We start from the raw sequence: 16,918 nt of genomic DNA, 5'->3' as shown, positions 1-16,918 counted from the left end.
TTTATTCCTCCAGTTGATGAAGACTACGGCTGCGAATCTCTTTCAGCAGCTTGTCTACGACTTCGTTTACGTCCAGGCTTCCCAGGTCTTTGCCACGGCGGGTACGAACGGCAACTTTGCCTGCTTCGACCTCTTTGTCGCCGCACACCAACATGTAAGGGACTCGACGTAAAGTATGTTCGCGAATTTTAAAGCCAATCTTCTCATTTCTCAAGTCCGCTTTCACGCGAATGCCTGCATCCTGCAGTTTTTTGGTCAATTGCTGGACATAATCAGACTGGCTGTCGGTGATATTCATCACCACCACCTGCACCGGAGCGATCCAGGTCGGGTAGAACCCGGCGTATTCTTCGGTCAGGATACCGATGAAGCGTTCCATGGAGCCCAAAATGGCGCGGTGAATCATTACCGGCACGACGCGATCGTTGTTTTCGCCAACGTACGATGCGCCCAAACGGCCCGGCAAGAAGAAATCGAGCTGCACGGTACCACATTGCCATGCGCGATCCAAACAATCATGCAGGGTAAATTCAATTTTCGGTCCGTAGAAGGCGCCCTCGCCCGGCTGGTATTCGAACGGAATGCCGTTCTCGGTCAGCGCGGCGGCCAGGTCTTCTTCCGCCCGGGTCCACATGTCGTCGGTGCCGATGCGTTTTTCCGGGCGAGTCGACAGCTTGACGGCGATCTTGTCGAAACCGAAAGTGCCGTACACGTCATACACCATGCGGATGCATTCGTTCACTTCGGCGCGCACCTGCTCTTCGGTACAGAAGATGTGGGCGTCATCCTGCGTGAAGCCGCGCACGCGCATCAGGCCGTGCAGGGAACCCGACGGCTCGTTGCGGTGGCAGCTGCCGAATTCGCCCATGCGCAACGGCAAATCGCGGTACGACTTCAGACCCTGGTTGAAGATCTGCACGTGGCCCGGGCAGTTCATCGGCTTGATGCAGTATTCGCGGTTTTCCGACGCGGTGGTGAACATGGCGTCTTTGTAGTTTTCCCAGTGGCCGGTTTTTTCCCACAGCACGCGGTCCATCATGAACGGACCTTTCACTTCCTGGTACTGGTACTCTTTGAGCTTCATGCGCACGAAGGCTTCCAGCTCGCGGAAGATAGTCCAACCGTCGTTGTGCCAGAACACCATGCCCGGCGCTTCTTCCTGCATGTGATACAGGTCGAGCTGTTTGCCGATCTTGCGGTGATCGCGCTTGGCCGCTTCTTCCAGACGTTGCAGGTAGGCGTTCAGCTGCTTCTTGTCTGCCCAGGCGGTACCGTAGATACGCTGCAGCATTTTGTTTTTGCTGTCGCCGCGCCAGTAAGCGCCGGAGGTTTTCTGCAGCTTGAAATGGTGGCAGAAACGCATGTTCGGCACGTGCGGACCGCGGCACATGTCGACGTATTCTTCGTGGTGATATAGGCCAGGACGATCGTCATGGCTGATGTTCTCATCCAGGATCGCCACTTTGTAGATTTCGCCGCGCTCGGCGAAGGTGTCGCGGGCTTCTTGCCAGCTGACCTTCTTCTTGATGACGTCGTAATCCTTATCGGCCAACTCGTGCATCCGCTTTTCCAGCAGATCCAGGTCTTCCTGCGTCAGGGTGCGGTCGATATCCACGTCATAATAGAAACCGTTGTCGATCACCGGACCGATCGCCATTTTGGTATCCGGCCACAGCTGCTTGATCGCATGACCCAGCAGGTGCGCGCAGGAGTGGCGCATGATTTCCAGACCGTCTTCGTCTTTGATGGTGATGATGGCCAGCTGCGCATCCGATTCGATCAGATCGCCGGCATCAACCAGTTCGCCGTTGACGCGGCCGGCGATACAGGCTTTCGCCAGGCCAGGGCCGATATCGCGCGCGACATCCATCGGGGAAACGGGGTGGTCGAAATGACGCTGACTACCGTCAGGAAGAGTAATAACAGGCATTAATAATTCCTTATCTACAGTGGTGACCCACACGACAGATCACATGCAGTACGAAAATTGGGTTTTGGGTTTGGTCAGCCAGGTTTCAGATCTCGCCCACAATTGCCAGATTGAAACCTCACTGGGTATACAGAATGGAACGCATACCTTCTCAGCCGCATTCGGCTAAGCGAATAGTATCACTAAAATTGTTCCGGATAAATAAAGCGCCGCCGCCGTCACACTTTCGCTTCATCCGGCGCAAAAACGCCTCTCATGTAGCTGAGAGTGGCCAACAGGCACAGGCCATAGCCCAGCAGTTCGCAGCCCTCTTCCACCATGTTTTTCACCACCCGGTTGTAGCCGTCCAGCATCAGCGTTTGCCACAGCGCGCTCATGCCGAACAGGCGTGAAAACACCAGAATGCACAGCAGGCCGGCGCACATCATGCCGTAGCCGGGATGCGTCGCGAAATAGGCCAGGCCGCGCACCGTAGCCGCAATATGCCGTGCCGCATGCCACAGGCAGGCCAAGGCGACCGCCAGCGCGAACCACACCCAGGCGCCGTGCCACAACGCATCGAAAGCGAAGTCCATCTCGCGGATCAGCATGCAGAGAAAGAAACCGCCGACCAGCATCCAGGCGGAGCGGCGTTCCACCTGCCGCCGGGCCGCGGCGAAAAAACCGCCGGCGATGGCGAGCAGCAACAGTTCCTGCGCCGCTTCGGTCAGCGAGGTTTCATGCACGAAGTTATGCAACCAGTGCACATCGATAAACACCAGGCCGACCAATGCCGCCATGAAGGCGGCGGAAAGCGCGAATGCGCTGATTTTCCCCAGTAAAAATTTCAGTTCGTCTTGCATAATCAATCTCGTTATCGTTTTAAAGCGCGCCTATGGTAGGCAGCTGAGCCTGTGGGGTGTAGCAATTGGTGCGCAACGTCGGCCTTTACCGGTCAACTGCGGCGAAAAAGGCCATAAAACACAAAAACTGCGCATTTTTTCTGAGCGCAGGCCATTTTATCGCCGTTGTCGGTGATGCCGCCGCCTCGCGTGGCGCGCTCTGCCGCCAGCCGCTATCCTGAAAGCTGTCCGTTCCAATCGAGACTTATGCAGAACATGAACCGGTTACTTGCGGTCCTCGTCGTGGCATGCGCGGTATTGGCGATGCTGCATGGGCTGATGCATTTTGGCGTGCGTTCGGCGCCGCGGGCGATTGCGGTCAACGAAGCGCCGTTGGGATGTGAGGATGAACCTGAGCTCGCCGGCGAGTGCAACGGCAATGATGAAACGCCGGCCGACGGTTAATTAACGTTACGAGCTATCCCCATTGCCGCCAGGCACGCGGCAGGCTAGGCTGTTTAGCTCATGGGCCGCCGCTTGGCGGCCTGAACGTTGCACAGGGAGTCTACTTTATGACGGGTATTTTGCAGTTATTCCAGGCCATCGGACTGGGTTTGGTGCTGCTGTTGCCGCTGGCCAACCCGCTGACCACGGTGGCGTTGCTGCTCGGCTTGTCCGGCAATATGACGCGCGAAGAGCGCAATCAGCAGTCGCTGATGGCCTCGGTTTATGTGTTCTGCATCATGACGGTGGCGTTTTACGCCGGGCAGGTGGTGATGAACACCTTCGGCATTTCGATCCCCGGCCTGCGCATCGCCGGCGGCCTGATCGTCGCCTTCATCGGTTTTCGCATGCTGTTCCCGCAGCAGAGCCCCGAAGACGCGCCGGAGGTGGAGAGCAAGTCGCACGAGCTGCGCCACAAGACATCGGCCAACATCGCCTTCGTGCCGTTGGCCATGCCGAGCACCGCCGGGCCGGGCACCATCGCGATGATCATCAGCTCGGCGTCGAGCGTCAAAGCGAACTCGCTGGGTTTTGAACCCTGGGTGTTGGCCGTGGCGCCGGTCGCCATCTTCCTGACGGTCGCGGTGATCCTGTGGGCCTGCCTGCTCAGTTCCGGCGCCATCATGCGGTTGGTGGGGAAAAGCGGCATCGAGGCGATCTCGCGCCTGATGGGGTTCCTGCTGGTGTGCATGGGCGTACAGTTCATCATCAACGGCGTGCTGGAGATTATCTCCACCTATACGCCGGCCGCCTGATCATACAAAACGGGCGCGATCGTCGCGCCCGTTGCCGTTATTTCCCCGCCGGCGCCTGCGCGCCCAAAATGCCCTTGCCTTCCGGCACTTCGGTAAAGCGACTGAGGATCTCGCTGTAGGTCTTGGCCGGATCCAGATCCGGGAACTGCGCCGGATAGATAAACTTCGCCAGATACTCCAGCCCCACGATGTTGTACGGGTGGTTGTAGAAGTTATGGTAGATGCCGTAGAACCGCCCTTCCTTCACCGCCGACACCTGCGAGAACCCCGGGCGCTGTTTCATGCGGTTGAAGGCCTCATCCACCTGTTGCTGCGTCACGCCATAGCCGAACGGCACCGCGGCATTGGTCTTGCTGGCCCACTGTGAGCCGGAAACAATGTAGGCGTCCGGTTTCATGGCGATCACTTTTTCCAGCGCCACGTCGCCGGTCGCGCCCGGCAACAGCGCAGAGCCGATGTTGCGCGCGCCGACCGCCTCGACCAACGCGCCCCAGCCGACGTGCGCATGGGTGAAGCAGCAGGATTCCAGACCATTCAGACCGGCCTTGGCTTCGAAGAACACCAACGGCTTGGGCTCCACCGCCTGCGTTTTGGCCAGAATGGCCTGATAATGCTGCTGATAAAAATCGGTATATTGCTTGGCTTCGCTTTCGCGGTTGAGGGTTTCCCCCAACAGCGTCACGCTTTTCGGCGTGTTTTCCACCGGCTTGAGCATGGTATCGATAAACAACACCGGCACGTTCAGCGCCTTCAGCTTATCCAGCACGCCGGTTTGGCTCAGCGAAGGCTTGGAGCGCAGCTGGGCAATCATCAGATCGGGGCGCTTGGCGATCACGCTCTCCAGATTCACTTCGCCTTTATCGCTGAATCCCATGTCGATGATGTTTTTCGCCGCCGGCCATTTGCTCTGCAAGATATCCCAGGTCGCCGCGTCGCTTTTCTTCAGCAGGTTATTCCAGGCCACCAGCCGGCCGAACGGGTTGGCGCGATCGAGCAGCGCCAGCGTGAGAATGTCGCGCCCGTCCTGCACCACGATGCGTTTCGGCTCCTGCTGGAGGGTGACCGTCTGGCCGGAGGTGTCGGTCAGGGTCAACGGATAGGTAGTGGCCATCGCCGGAGAGGCGAGCAAGGCGGCGCAAACCAGCGCCGGCAAAGTGATTCGACGGTGCACGAAAAACTCCTTGGTCATGAATACATTCAGGAAATACTAATGAGAATGGCTTGCATTATCAAAGGTAACGCCCGGCATGTCGGCGATTAATTGCAAAGGGATGTGTAAAGGAAGGATAAGAGGCGCGCCGGAAGCGGCGCGCCCAGAGGATCACATCAGGCCGTAGATCAGCGCCGACAGCGCAATCAGGCCCATCACCAGCACGAAGACGTTGCTCGCCGCGCGGTACTGGCGCATGGCCGGCACCGCACGCACGGCGTACATCGGCAGGATAAACAGGATCGCCGCAATCAGCGGGCCGCTGATGGTTTCGATGATGTGCAGCGCGCTGGGGTTCCACACCGTCGCCGCCCAGGTGAGCAGGAACAGCGACGCCGCCGAGATGCGGTGCGTCATGCGCGAGGTGAGCGGCTTGCCGACCGCGCGCGTGACGCCGTCGATCAGGCTGGTCGCCCCTTCCGTCACCCCCAGCGAAGTGCCGAGATAGGACTTGGCCATCGCCAGCATCGCCATCACCGGGCCAAGGTAGGCGATCAGCGGGTTGGAGAACTTGTTGGCCAGCGTAGTCAGCACCGTGATGTTCTGCTCTTTCGCCTGCAGCATGTCTTCATGAGACAGGCTCAGCACGCAGCTGAACACGAAGAACAGCACGGTAACGCAGATCAGCACATAGCTATAGCGCATGATGCGCGCGCAGCGGCGTTCCGCCTTGTCGCCGTACAGGCTCTTCTGGGTCGAGGCGAAGGAAGAGATGATCGGCGCATGGCTGAAGGAGAACACCATCACCGGCACGGCCAGCCACAGCGAATGCCACAGCCCCGGCGTGTCGAAGCGGGTGGCGGCCAGGCCGTGCACGAAGTTGGCGGTATTCCAGCTCGGCATCAGATAGAGCGAAATGCCCATCAGGAACACCAGCAGTGGGAACACCAGCATGCCCATCGCCGCCACGATGCTGTCTTTGCCGCGCAGCAGCACCAGATTGAGCACCACCACCACCGCCAGGCTCAGCCAGATGCGCGGCAGCGGGGCCACGTGGAACTGATGGATCAGGAAGCTGTCCAGCGCGTTGGTGATCGAAATGCTGTACACCAGCACGATCGGGAAGAACGCCATCAGATACAGCATCATGATGATTTTGCCGGCCAGCACGCCGAAGTGTTCCACCACCACATCGTGAATGTTGCCATCGCGGCTGGAGCCGGAAAGCACGAAGCGGCTGAGCGCGCGGTGCGGCAAATAGGTCAGCGGGAAAGCGAACAGCGCCATCAACAGCAACACCAGCGGGCCGTTCAGGCCGGCGTTGATCGGCAAGAACAGCGTACCGGCGCCCACCGCAGTCGCATAGAGACCGAACATCCAGACGGTGTCGGTTTTGTTCCATTTGGCAGTCTGAGCGGCCGTCAGCGTGCCTGAATCGGGAGAAATCGTACTCATGAGACAGTCTACCTTAATCTGCGGCGACAACGATTGCGCCTAACGGGATATCCTTCTCCGCGAGTTTTTTAATAATAATCAGTGAATTAAAGCGATATTTCATACTTACGCCTGATGAAAGGACGGCAAAGGATAATGAAAAATCCGCTGCGGGTCTATGTTTTATCGGCTGAACGGACGATTTTCGAACACAATATGCTGAAAAAAACGGCTCGCTCAGTAAAAAACTAAGGGCCCCTTGCGGAGCCCTTAAGCGGTTTATTTCTTCGCGTCCGGATGGTCCGGCACCTCGGCGCTGCCCATCTCCTTCTCGTCGCGGATCATCGAGCGGTCTTTACGCACGTCGGCCACGTCGGAAGCGCTCACCGGTTTGGCGCTGTTGCCCCAGCTGGAGCGGATGAAGTTCACCACGTCCGCCACCTGCTGATCGTTCAGACGCCAGCCAAACGGCGGCATGGTGATGTTGGATACCGCCCCCTGCACCGCCGGCGTAGTGTTGCCGGTCAGCACGATGTGGATCAGTGAAGTCGCGTCCTCGGTCTGCACCACCGGATTGCCCTTCAGCGACGGGAAGGCGCGCTTGTAGCCCACGCCGTCGGTGCGGTGGCAGGCCGCGCAGTTATCGACATACAGCGCCGCGCCGGGCTTGCTGTCGTCGCCACGCCACAGATCCTTGGCCACGCTGTCTTCGACCGGCGCCGCCTGCTGCTTGCCGTCTTTCGGCGGCAGCGATTTCAGGTAGCGCGCGATGGCGGTCAGATCGTCGTCGCTCAGGTATTGCAGGCTATGCTCCACAACGTCGCTCATGCCGCCGAACACGATCGCCTTGTCGTTACGGCCGGTTTTCAGGAACTCGGTCAGCTCGGCTTCGCTCCAGCTGCCCAGGCCATCCTTGCGGTCGCCGCGCAGGCTGGAAGCCACCCAACCATCGATCGGCGCGTTGCTGCCGGACAGGTAGTCGTCGCTTTCGCTGTTGCTCAACGCTTTTTCCTGCATGGTGATGCTGCGCGGGGTATGGCAAGCGCCGCAGTGGCCCAGGCCTTCCACCAGGTAGCGGCCGCGTTCAATCACCGGATCGGCCTTGGCGTCGGCAACGAAGTCCGCCGGCGACGGCGCAAACATGCCGCGCCAGATGCTCAGCGGCCAGCGCATCGACAGCGGCCACGGGATGTCGGAGTCCTTGTTGGCCTGTTCCACCGGCTGCACACCGTGCATGAAATAGGCATACATGGCGCGCATGTCGTCCTCTTTCACCAGCGCGAACGACGGGTACGGCATCGCCGGGTACAGGGTGCTGCCGTTTTTGGCTACGCCCTTACGCACCGCGTTATCGAAATCCTCGAAGCTGTAATCGCCGATGCCGGTTTTCTTGTCCGGCGTGATGTTGGTCGAGTAGATGGTGCCGATCGGCGTCTCCATCGCCAGACCGCCGGCGAAGGTTTTGCCGCTCTTGCCATCGGTATGGCAGGCCACGCAGTCACCGGCGCGCGCCAGGTACTCGCCGCGCTTGATCAGCTCGCTGCTGACGGTGGCGTCCTGCGCCCAAACGGAAAAACTCACTGCACTGAGAACCAGTGCCGGTACAAATGCTTTCATCGTTCGCCGTCCTTATGCCTGCACCAATGGGCCTGGGTTTTTCAGATACTGCTCGCGAATGGCGCGGGCAGACCAGTAAGCCAGCGCCGCCACGGTGCCGGTCGGGTTGTAGCCCAACCCTTGCGGGAAGGCCGATGCGCCGATCGAGAACACGTTGTGCACGTCCCAGCTCTGCAGATAGCGGTTGACCGCGCTGGTCTTCGGATCTTCCCCCATGACCGCACCGCCGTTCATGTGGGTAGTCTGGTAGCTGGTGGTGTCGAAGTGGCTGTTGGCGTTTTTCGGGCTGCCGGCGATCAGTTTCGGGTTCATCGCCTTGGCGATCGGCGCCATCTTGTCGTACATGAACTGCGCCATCTTGATGTCGTTTTCCTGCCAGTCGAACGTCATGCGCAGCAGCGGCTGGCCGAACACGTTCTTGTAGTTGGGATCGAGATCCAGATAGTTGTTGCGGTACGACTGGTGCGCGCCGTGGGCGTCCATCGAGACGTGATGGGTATAGGCATCCGCCACCGCCGCTTTCCACTTGCTGCCCCAGGCCGGGGTGCCCGGTGGGGTCGGCAGGCCGGAGATCGGCTTGGTGCCCGCCTGGTTGACCCAGAACGGCGAACCGCCGACGAAGCCTTCTTTGGCGTGATCGAAGTTATCGGCGTTGAAGTCATCCACGCCCACGCCGTTGCCGCCGGCGCCGATGAACGGGTTGGTGAACACGTCTTTATCGAAGAACGCCTTGATGGTGGTCATGTTCTGGTAGGCGAAGTTGCGCCCGACCACGCCTTCGCCGGTTACCGGATCGTAAGGCTTGCCGATGCCGGACAGCAGCATCAGGTGCACGTTGTGGAACTGGAACGCGCCCAGGATCACCAGATCGGCCGGCTGTTCAATTTCGCGGCCCTGCGCATCGACGTAGTTCACGCCGGTGGCGCGGGATTTGTCGTCGGTCAGGTTGACCTTCAGCACGTTGGCGTTGGTGCGCAGCTCGAAGCGTTTCTCCATGCGCAACGCCGGCAAGATGTTGACGTTCGGCGAGGCCTTGGAATACATGTAGCAGGCGTAGCCGCTGCAGAAACCGCAGAAGTTGCACGGGCCCATCTGCGCGCCGTACGGGTTGGTGTAAGAATCCGAGGTGTTGGCGGACGGCAGGTTGTAGGGGTGGTAACCCACCTCCAGCGCCGCTTTCTCGAACAGCTGAGCGGAGTAGGTATTTTTCTGCGCCGGCAGCGGGAAGTCGTCGGAGCGATCCGGCGCAAAGCGGTTACCGCCCTTCTGCGCCACTTTCTGCCCTTTGATGGTCCAGGCGGTGCCGGAAGTGCCGAACACTTTCTCCGCCTTGTCGAAGAACGGCTCCAGCTCGTCGTAAGTCACGCCGAAGTCCTGGATGGTCATGTCCTTCGGAATGAAGTTTTTGCCGTAACGCTCTTCATAATGGCTGCGCATGCGCAGTTCGATCGGATCGACGCGGAAATGCACGCCCGACCAGTGCAGGCCGGCGCCGCCGACGCCGGTGCCCGGCAGGAACGCCGCCAGCTGGCGGTAAGGCACCGCGGTCTGGCTGCTGTTATGGCGAATGGTGACGGTGCTTTTCGACAGATCCTGGAACAGCTTGCGGCGGATGTTATAGGTCAGCTCGTCGATCACCTGCGGGTAAGAACCGTCCGGATAGGTGTCGCGCATCGGGCCGCGCTCCAGCGCCACCACGTTGAGGCCGGCCTCGGTCAGCTCTTTGGCCATGATCGCGCCCACCCAGCCGAAGCCGACGATCACCGCGTCTACTTTTTTCATTACCGTTGCCATGGTTAGCCCCTCTCCCCACGAATCGAGACCGGCGGGAAGGGATAACGCTCCCCTCGCTCAACCCAGTCCATAAAATCGGCGCGCGCGCCCGGAAAATTAATCAGCTTCCAACCCACCATGTCTTTGTTGCCGCCATGGATAGGATCGCTGAAGAAACCTTCACGGGTGTTTTGCAGCAGATAGGAGAAGAACAGTTTCGACGGCAGTTGCTGGAACTCCGCTTCGCCGGACTCGAACTTTTGCAGCAGGGCGTCCTGCTGCGCGCCATCCAGTTCGGCGAAGGGCTTGCCGGCGTTTTTCTTGCTGTAGGCGTCGGCGTCTGCGATGCCGAGGTTGTAGATTTGTTTGGGCACCAGCGGCAGCTGATAGCCCATTTCCTTCGGCACATCGGGGTTGAACGGCCCCTGCATGTACCAGATGGAACCGGTGGCGTACGGGGTATTCATCTGGCGATCGATAAACTCCGGCACGCCGGCTTCCAGCGCGCCGGGGCCGCGTTCGTCGGCCGGGATCAGGCGCGCGACGGCAGCCTTGATGAAGGCCCACTCTTCCGGGGTGAAAAAGGTCGGTTGGTAATCGTTCTGCGTTGAGGTGTTCGAGGCCGCGACCGCCGGTGTCGGTGCCGTCAGCGCGCCAACGCCGCTGCCACCAATTACCGCCGCAGGAATTAAGGTCATCGATTTCAACAAGAAATCGCGCCGCGAATTGTTGGTTTTATGATTCGACATGTCACATTCCATCCAAAGATAGTCACAACTATTTAACCGCAACCTTGCGATCGATACGGGTTTTTAAAATAATTTGTTACTTATTTGTATATTTATTGAAGGTCAGAATGCGCACAAAAGCAAAAATGTTACCGGTAACTTATTGAATGAACGTAAAGATTTATCTGCTAACGTAAATTTAACTTTTTGTGCGGTTTTTCCGATAAGCGGTGAGGAAATAACGAAAAATGAGAGGTGGGTCGCGCACTGGAACGGTGCCGAAAACAAAATCGGCCGCGTTAAGCGGCCGACTCGACAAAAAAGAGGATTACTGCGACATCGCCTGATAGGCGGTGGTCACCTTCCACAAATAGCGCGGCGCCTGCGGTGCCGGGTGCTTTTTCTGGATGTGCTGATAAAACTCATCCGGGCTCATCTGATTGATGCGATTGACCGCCACGCGCTTGTCCGAGGAGAAGGTGCGCAACATGGCGCCTGCCCCGTTCGCGTACGAAACGATAGTGGCGTAACGTAAAGTCTGTGGGTTGTTGATCCCGGCTAGCTGCTGGCTTTGAAGAATATTGATATAGGCCGTTCCCAGATCAATATTGACCGCCGGATCCTTCAGCTCACGCGAGCTGGGTTGCCCGCTTCGTCCCTTCATGCGATAGGCGTCGCGGCCGGCGGTAGAAGCCTTAAGCTGCATCAATCCCACTGCGTTCGAGGTGCTGACCACGTTCGGGTTAAACCCGGACTCCACCTGAATAATCGCTTTAATCAGCGTTTCGTCAACGCCATAGTTGCTGGCCGCCTGACGAATGTAATCGTTATAAGCAACCGGGGTGCCCGTGCGGTTTACCGGTGCCTGCGGAGGGGGTTTTAACCAACCGCCGCGCGTTGTGCCACTGCCTGAAATATTGCTTGCCGTTTGCGGGTCTTTGGCGCACCCCGACAAAAGTAAAATTGCCGTAAGGCAACCTATTTTTGTTTTCACAGAATCCCTCACTCCTTTCAATGAGTTGCGTAGCATATACAACTTGTAAGGACACCTGCAGTAATTTTTTGGGCTAATCTCAAGCTATCCATATACCAAGAGGTGATTTATGAGTCAATCTGCAACAAGCTGCTTTGTGGTGACTTTTCGCTATCAGGAAGCGGGATTAACCGACCTGGCGAAGCTGACCGGGCAATTGACGCGCGAAGGTTTTGTCACGTCGGTGACAGACGAAAATGGCGTTCACCACGAACTCGGCAGCAACAGTTTTGCGTTCATAACCGTGTTGGATCAAGAGGATGTACTGCGCCTGGCGCAGGGGTTCGGGCAGTTGGCATTGGGAAAACAGCCGGAGGTGGCGATATGCAGCTGTGAGGACTACCTTCAGCGGTTACATACTGATACATAAAATGCTATAACTCCCCGGACGGTATTATTTTTTCAGTTGGAGAAATACCCCGCCGGCGGTGGGCAAGTGACGCTTGACTTCGCTTCAATTGATATTGATAATCATTTTCATTTGAACCAGGAGACGTCATCATGCCATTGATAAGTTGCGCTTTTCATCGCAGTCGCCCTGCCGCACTGTTACGCCCTTTTACGCTCGCCTGCCTGCTGCTCGGCGCCGCCTTGGTCAGCCAAAACGCGCTGGCGGAAAAAAAGCTGCGCGTGGTGACCACCTTCACCATCATTCAGGATATCGCCCAGAACGTGGCCGGTGACGCCGCCGTGGTGGAATCCATCACCAAGCCGGGCGCCGAGATCCACGACTATCAACCGACCCCGCGCGACATCGTCAAGGCGCAGCACGCCGACCTGATCCTGTGGAACGGCATGAACCTGGAGCGCTGGTTCCAGCGTTTCTTCGAAAACATCAAGCAGGTGCCGGCGGCGGTAGTCACCGAAGGCATTACCCCGCTGCCGATCCGCGAAGGGCCCTATAACGGCAACCCGAACCCGCATGCCTGGATGTCGCCAAGCAACGCGCTGGTGTATATCGAGAACATTCGCAAGGCGCTGGTGGAGCACGATCCGGCCCATGCGGAAACCTATAACCGCAATGCCAAGGCCTACGCAGAGAAAATCGGCGCGCTGGACGCCCCGCTGCGCGAACGCCTGGCGCGCATTCCGGCCGCACAGCGTTGGCTGGTGACCAGTGAAGGCGCTTTCAGCTACCTGGCGCAGGACTATCAGTTGAAAGAGGTTTATCTGTGGCCGATCAACGCCGATGAGCAAGGCTCGCCGCAGCAGGTGCGCCGGGTGATCGACGCCGTGCGCGCCCACCATATTCCGGTGGTGTTCAGCGAGAGCACCATTTCCGACAAGCCGGCCAAGCAGGTGGCGAAAGAAACCGGCGCCAAATACGGCGGCGTGCTGTACGTAGACTCGCTGTCCACTCGCGATGGCCCAGTGCCGACCTACATCGACCTGCTCAACACCACCGTGCAAACCATCGCCAAAGGATTCGATCAATGACCCATGAACCGTTTGTCCGCCCGGAGTTGAACGTGGACGACGTCACCGTGACCTACAACAACGGACACACCGCCATTCACAACGCCAGCTTTACCCTGAGCGGCGGTTCGATCTGCGCGCTGGTCGGCGTCAACGGCAGCGGTAAATCGACGTTGTTCAAAAGCATCATGGGCCTGGTCAGACCCACCGCCGGCCGGGTGTCGCTGAGCGACAAACCGGTGGCGGACGCGCTGAAAAAGAATCTGATCGCCTACGTGCCGCAGACCGAAGACGTCGACTGGAACTTCCCGGTGCTGGTGGAAGACGTGGTGATGATGGGCCGCTACGGCAAGATGAATTTCCTGCGCATTCCGTCGCGCGAGGACAGGTTGCGGGTCGACAAGGCGCTGGAGCGCGTCGGCCTCAGCGAGCTGCGCGGCCGGCAGATCGGCGAGCTGTCCGGCGGCCAGAAAAAGCGCGTGTTTCTGGCGCGCGCGCTGGCGCAACAGGGCACCGTGCTGCTGCTGGATGAGCCATTCACCGGCGTGGATGTGAAAACCGAGAATGCCATTATCGAGCTGCTTCGCGCATTGCGCGACGAGGGGCATCTGATCCTGGTCTCCACCCACAACCTCGGCAGCGTGCCGGAGTTTTGCGATCGGGTGATCCTCATCAACCGCACGGTGCTGGCCGCCGGCCCGACCGAAACCACCTTCACGCAGAGCAACCTGGAGCAGGCGTTCGGCGGCGTGCTGCGCCATATCAACCTCTCCGGTCCGGATCTGCACGACGACAACGATCCGCGTACCGTTACGGTGTTGACCGACGATGAACGCCCGGCGGTGTTCTACGGCCACACCAAGAGCGATCCGCCGGCCAACAGCCAGGCCAGGGAGAAACAATCCTGATGCTGGATCTTCTGCTGCAACCTTTCAGTTATAACTACATGGTGAAAGCCATCTGGGTCAGCGCCATCGTCGGCGCCGCCTGCGCGTTCCTGTCCGCCTATCTGATGCTGAAAGGGTGGTCGCTGATGGGCGATGCGCTGTCGCACTCGGTGGTGCCCGGCGTGGCCGGCGCCTATGCCCTCGGCCTGCCCTACGCCGCCGGCGCCTTCTTCACCGGCATGCTGGCGGCGCTGGCGATGACGCTGGTGCGCCACATCACCCGGCTGCGCGAAGACGCCATCATCGGCTTTATCTTCTCCACCTTCTTCGCCGTCGGCCTGCTGATCGTTTCGCTCAATCCCACCTCGGTCAACGTACAGTCGATCATCTTCGGCAATATCCTCGGCATCGCCGACGAAGACGTGCTGCAGGTGGAAATCATCATCGGCGTTTCGCTGCTGATCCTGTGCCTGGTGTGGAAAGACCTGCTGGCGGTGTTCTTCGACGAAAGCCACGCGGTGTCGATCGGCCTGTCGCCGCTAAAGCTGAAGATCCTGTTCTTCACCCTGCTCAGCGCCTGCACCGTCGCCGCGCTGCAAACCGTCGGCGCCATTCTGGTGATCGCCATGGTGATCACCCCGGGCGCCACCGCCTACCTGCTGACCGACCGCTTCAGCCGGCTGGTGATCATCGCCATCATCATCGGCGCATTGACCAGCGGTATCGGCGCCTATCTGAGTTTCTTCCTCGACGGCGCCACCGGCGGCGTGATCGTCACCCTGCAAACGCTGGTGTTCCTGGCGGCGTTCTTCTTCGCGCCGAAACACGGCCTGCTGGCGGCAAAACGTCGCGTGGCGCATTCGCAAACCGGAGGCCGCTGATGGACACGCTCTACCAACTGCTCAGCGAACCCTTCGCCTACCCGTTCATGCAGCGAGCGATCGTCGCCGCCATCGTTACCGGCGTGGTGTGCGCCGTGCTCTCCTGCTATCTGGTGCTCAAAGGCTGGTCGCTGATGGGCGATGCCATCTCGCACGCGGTGCTGCCCGGCATCGTGGTGGCGTTCGTGGTCGGCATTCCGCTGGCGATCGGCGCCTTCCTTTCCGGCATCTTCTGCGCGGTGGCCACTGGCTACCTGAAAGAGAACAGCCGGGTGAAAGAAGACACGGTGATGGGCATCGTTTTCTCCGGCATGTTCGCCTTCGGCCTGGTGCTGTTCTCGCGCATCGACACCGACCAGCACCTGAGCCACATTCTGTTCGGCAACATGCTGGGCATCACCGACGGCGAGCTGAAGCAAACCCTGCTGATTGCCGGCATCACCCTCGCGGTGGTGTTGCTCAAGCGCAAAGACTTCATGCTGTACTGTTTCGACCCGCACCACGCCCGGGTGATTGGCCTGCCGGTCAAGCTGCTGCACTACGGGCTGCTGTGCCTGCTGGCGATGACCATCGTCGCCTCGCTGCAGGCCGTGGGGGTGATTTTGGTGATCGCCATGCTGATCGCCCCCGGCATCATCGCCTTTATGCTGTGCCGCCGGTTTGATCGCATGCTGATGGCGGCGACGGTGGTGTCGGTGTTCTCCTGCGTGCTCGGCACCCTGATCAGCTTCCACATCGACGGCGCCACCGGGCCCTGCATCGTCATCGTGCAGGCCGTGCTGTTCGTTGTCGCCTTGTTGTACAGCAAGCTGCGTCCGTTACAGGGTAACAAAAACGCCCCAATGGGCAGTTAAACGCCCCTCTGATGCGGCGGGGTTCCCCGCCGCATCCTATCTTTCCCTCGCTTATCCGTTGTCATCAAGTTGCAACCGGTATTGCGCTTAAATTAATCAATAGGGTATATACTTTGAGCTGGCGAGCCGTTGAAAAAATCGCCGCCTTTGACGCCGGCTGTGCGCCGCGTCGTGTTTTCACCACGGGAAAGACGCTAACCTAATGAATTATCAGGCAGCACAGAGGGGGAGATACCATGTGGCAAGCCGTTAGCCGTCTGTTAAGTGAACATCTTGGCAGCGCAGAGATACGCGAAAGGATTGAACTGCCCGGGGGCGACATTCACCCGGCGTGGCGCGTGAGTTACGGTGATAACGAGGTGTTCGTGAAATGCGACGCCCGGGAACAACTGCCGATATTCACCGCCGAAGCCGATCAGCTGGCGTTGCTGGCGCGCAGCAAAAGCGTGCGGGTGCCGGAAGTGTACGGCGTCGGCAGCGATCGCGACTACAGCTTCCTGCTGCTGGAGTATCAGCAGCTGAAACCCCTCGATGCTCACGGCGCCTACTGCCTGGGCCAGCAGCTGGCGCATTTGCACCAGTGGAGCGAGCAACCGCAGTTCGGTCTCGACTTCGACAGCGATCTGACCACCACCCCGCAACCCAACGCCTGGCAGCGCCGCTGGTCGGAATTCTTCGCCGAGCAGCGCATCGGCTGGCAGCTGCAGCTGGCCGCGGAGAAAGGCATGACCTTCGGCGATATCGACGACATTGTCGATCGGGTGTATCTGCGCTTGCAGCACCACCAGCCGCAACCGTCCCTGTTGCACGGCAACCTGTGGCCGGGCAACTGCGCGATGACCGCCCACGGGCCGATTCTGTTCGACCCGGCCAGTTACTGGGGCGATCGAGAGTGCGATTTGGCGATGCTGCCGCTGTATCCGGAGCTGCCGCCGCAGATCTACGACGGCTATCAGAGCGTGTGGCCGCTGGGGGCCGGGTTTATCGAGCGCCAGCCGCTTTATCAGCTGTACTATCTGCTCAACCGCAGCAACCTGTTCGGCGGCCAGCATCTGGTGGCGGCACAACGCGCGGTGGAGGCGCTGTTGCAGCCGGAGGCGTCATAACGTTCCGGGGCGCCGAGCGGCGCCCCGTT

The 16,918-nt window shown here is 59.4% G+C and carries 16 protein-coding genes; 8 read left to right on the top strand and 8 right to left on the bottom strand.

Going from position 1 to position 16,918, the window contains the following annotated elements:
- Position 1 precedes the first annotated feature (1 nt).
- Complete coding sequence (gene thrS / locus J0F90_RS10735) at positions 2–1,930, bottom strand: threonine--tRNA ligase (protein WP_025159696.1); 1,929 nt, start codon at positions 1,928–1,930, stop codon at positions 2–4.
- A 218-nt stretch (positions 1,931–2,148) separates the two neighbouring features.
- Positions 2,149–2,772 carry a hypothetical protein gene (locus J0F90_RS10730; protein WP_033640512.1) on the bottom strand — a complete coding sequence of 208 codons (624 nt, stop codon included), beginning with the start codon at positions 2,770–2,772 and terminating at the stop codon, positions 2,149–2,151.
- Between the two features lie 246 nt (positions 2,773–3,018).
- Between J0F90_RS10730 and J0F90_RS10725 the strand changes: the two genes are divergently transcribed.
- The gene (locus tag J0F90_RS10725) at positions 3,019–3,216 is read left to right on the top strand and encodes a hypothetical protein (protein ID WP_050072186.1); all 198 of its coding nucleotides are present in this window, start codon (positions 3,019–3,021) and stop codon (positions 3,214–3,216) included.
- 107 nt (positions 3,217–3,323) lie between these two features.
- A complete protein-coding gene (locus tag J0F90_RS10720; protein ID WP_016927970.1) occupies positions 3,324–4,010 on the top strand; it encodes a MarC family NAAT transporter in 687 nt (228 codons plus the stop codon).
- 37 nt (positions 4,011–4,047) lie between these two features.
- Here J0F90_RS10720 and J0F90_RS10715 read toward each other — a convergent pair whose 3' ends face one another.
- The 6 genes from J0F90_RS10715 to J0F90_RS10690 form a co-directional block, all read right to left on the bottom strand.
- Positions 4,048–5,181, bottom strand: a complete 1,134-nt coding sequence (locus J0F90_RS10715) for an ABC transporter substrate-binding protein (RefSeq protein ID WP_028128169.1) — start codon at positions 5,179–5,181, stop codon at positions 4,048–4,050.
- A 150-nt stretch (positions 5,182–5,331) separates the two neighbouring features.
- Positions 5,332–6,615, bottom strand: a complete 1,284-nt coding sequence (locus J0F90_RS10710) for an SLC5/6 family protein (protein ID WP_033640513.1) — start codon at positions 6,613–6,615, stop codon at positions 5,332–5,334.
- A 258-nt stretch (positions 6,616–6,873) separates the two neighbouring features.
- Positions 6,874–8,211: a c-type cytochrome gene (locus J0F90_RS10705; RefSeq protein ID WP_033640514.1), complete on the bottom strand. Its 1,338-nt coding sequence runs from the start codon at positions 8,209–8,211 to the stop codon at positions 6,874–6,876.
- 12 nt (positions 8,212–8,223) lie between these two features.
- The gene (locus J0F90_RS10700) at positions 8,224–10,005 is read right to left on the bottom strand and encodes a GMC family oxidoreductase (protein WP_004931432.1); all 1,782 of its coding nucleotides are present in this window, start codon (positions 10,003–10,005) and stop codon (positions 8,224–8,226) included.
- A gap of 2 nt (positions 10,006–10,007) precedes the next feature.
- Positions 10,008–10,733 (bottom strand): gluconate 2-dehydrogenase subunit 3 family protein, encoded by a 726-nt coding sequence (locus J0F90_RS10695; RefSeq protein WP_033640515.1) that lies wholly within the window; start codon positions 10,731–10,733, stop codon positions 10,008–10,010.
- Between the two features lie 307 nt (positions 10,734–11,040).
- On the bottom strand, positions 11,041–11,706 hold the full coding sequence (locus J0F90_RS10690; RefSeq protein WP_033640516.1) for a transglycosylase SLT domain-containing protein: 666 nt from the start codon (positions 11,704–11,706) through the stop codon (positions 11,041–11,043).
- Positions 11,707–11,815: 109 nt separating this feature from the next.
- On the opposite strand from J0F90_RS10690, the gene ghoS reads away from it, so the two are divergent.
- From ghoS to J0F90_RS10660, 6 genes are all read left to right on the top strand, one after another.
- Entirely contained in the window at positions 11,816–12,115 is a 300-nt protein-coding gene (gene ghoS, locus J0F90_RS10685) for a type V toxin-antitoxin system endoribonuclease antitoxin GhoS (protein ID WP_016927977.1), read from the top strand.
- 131 nt (positions 12,116–12,246) lie between these two features.
- On the top strand, positions 12,247–13,182 hold the full coding sequence (locus J0F90_RS10680; RefSeq protein WP_033640517.1) for a metal ABC transporter substrate-binding protein: 936 nt from the start codon (positions 12,247–12,249) through the stop codon (positions 13,180–13,182).
- Positions 13,179–14,069, top strand: a complete 891-nt coding sequence (locus J0F90_RS10675) for a manganese/iron ABC transporter ATP-binding protein (protein WP_033640518.1) — start codon at positions 13,179–13,181, stop codon at positions 14,067–14,069. Before J0F90_RS10680 ends, J0F90_RS10675 begins: the two co-directional genes overlap by 4 nt.
- Positions 14,069–14,929, top strand: coding sequence for an iron/manganese ABC transporter permease subunit YfeC (gene yfeC, locus J0F90_RS10670; RefSeq protein WP_033640519.1), 861 nt, complete (start codon positions 14,069–14,071; stop codon positions 14,927–14,929). The genes J0F90_RS10675 and yfeC overlap by 1 nt, the downstream gene beginning before the upstream one ends.
- Positions 14,929–15,783 (top strand): metal ABC transporter permease, encoded by an 855-nt coding sequence (locus J0F90_RS10665; protein WP_033640520.1) that lies wholly within the window; start codon positions 14,929–14,931, stop codon positions 15,781–15,783. Before yfeC ends, J0F90_RS10665 begins: the two co-directional genes overlap by 1 nt.
- 236 nt (positions 15,784–16,019) lie before the next feature.
- On the top strand, positions 16,020–16,889 hold the full coding sequence (locus J0F90_RS10660) for a fructosamine kinase family protein (RefSeq protein ID WP_004931452.1): 870 nt from the start codon (positions 16,020–16,022) through the stop codon (positions 16,887–16,889).
- Positions 16,890–16,918 lie beyond the last annotated feature (29 nt).

The sequence above is a fragment of the Serratia marcescens subsp. marcescens ATCC 13880 genome (assembly GCF_017299535.1).
GTDB lineage: Bacteria > Pseudomonadota > Gammaproteobacteria > Enterobacterales > Enterobacteriaceae > Serratia > Serratia marcescens.
Note: the sequence above shows the minus strand (reverse complement) of the source record. Positions and strands in the feature narration are given on the sequence as shown.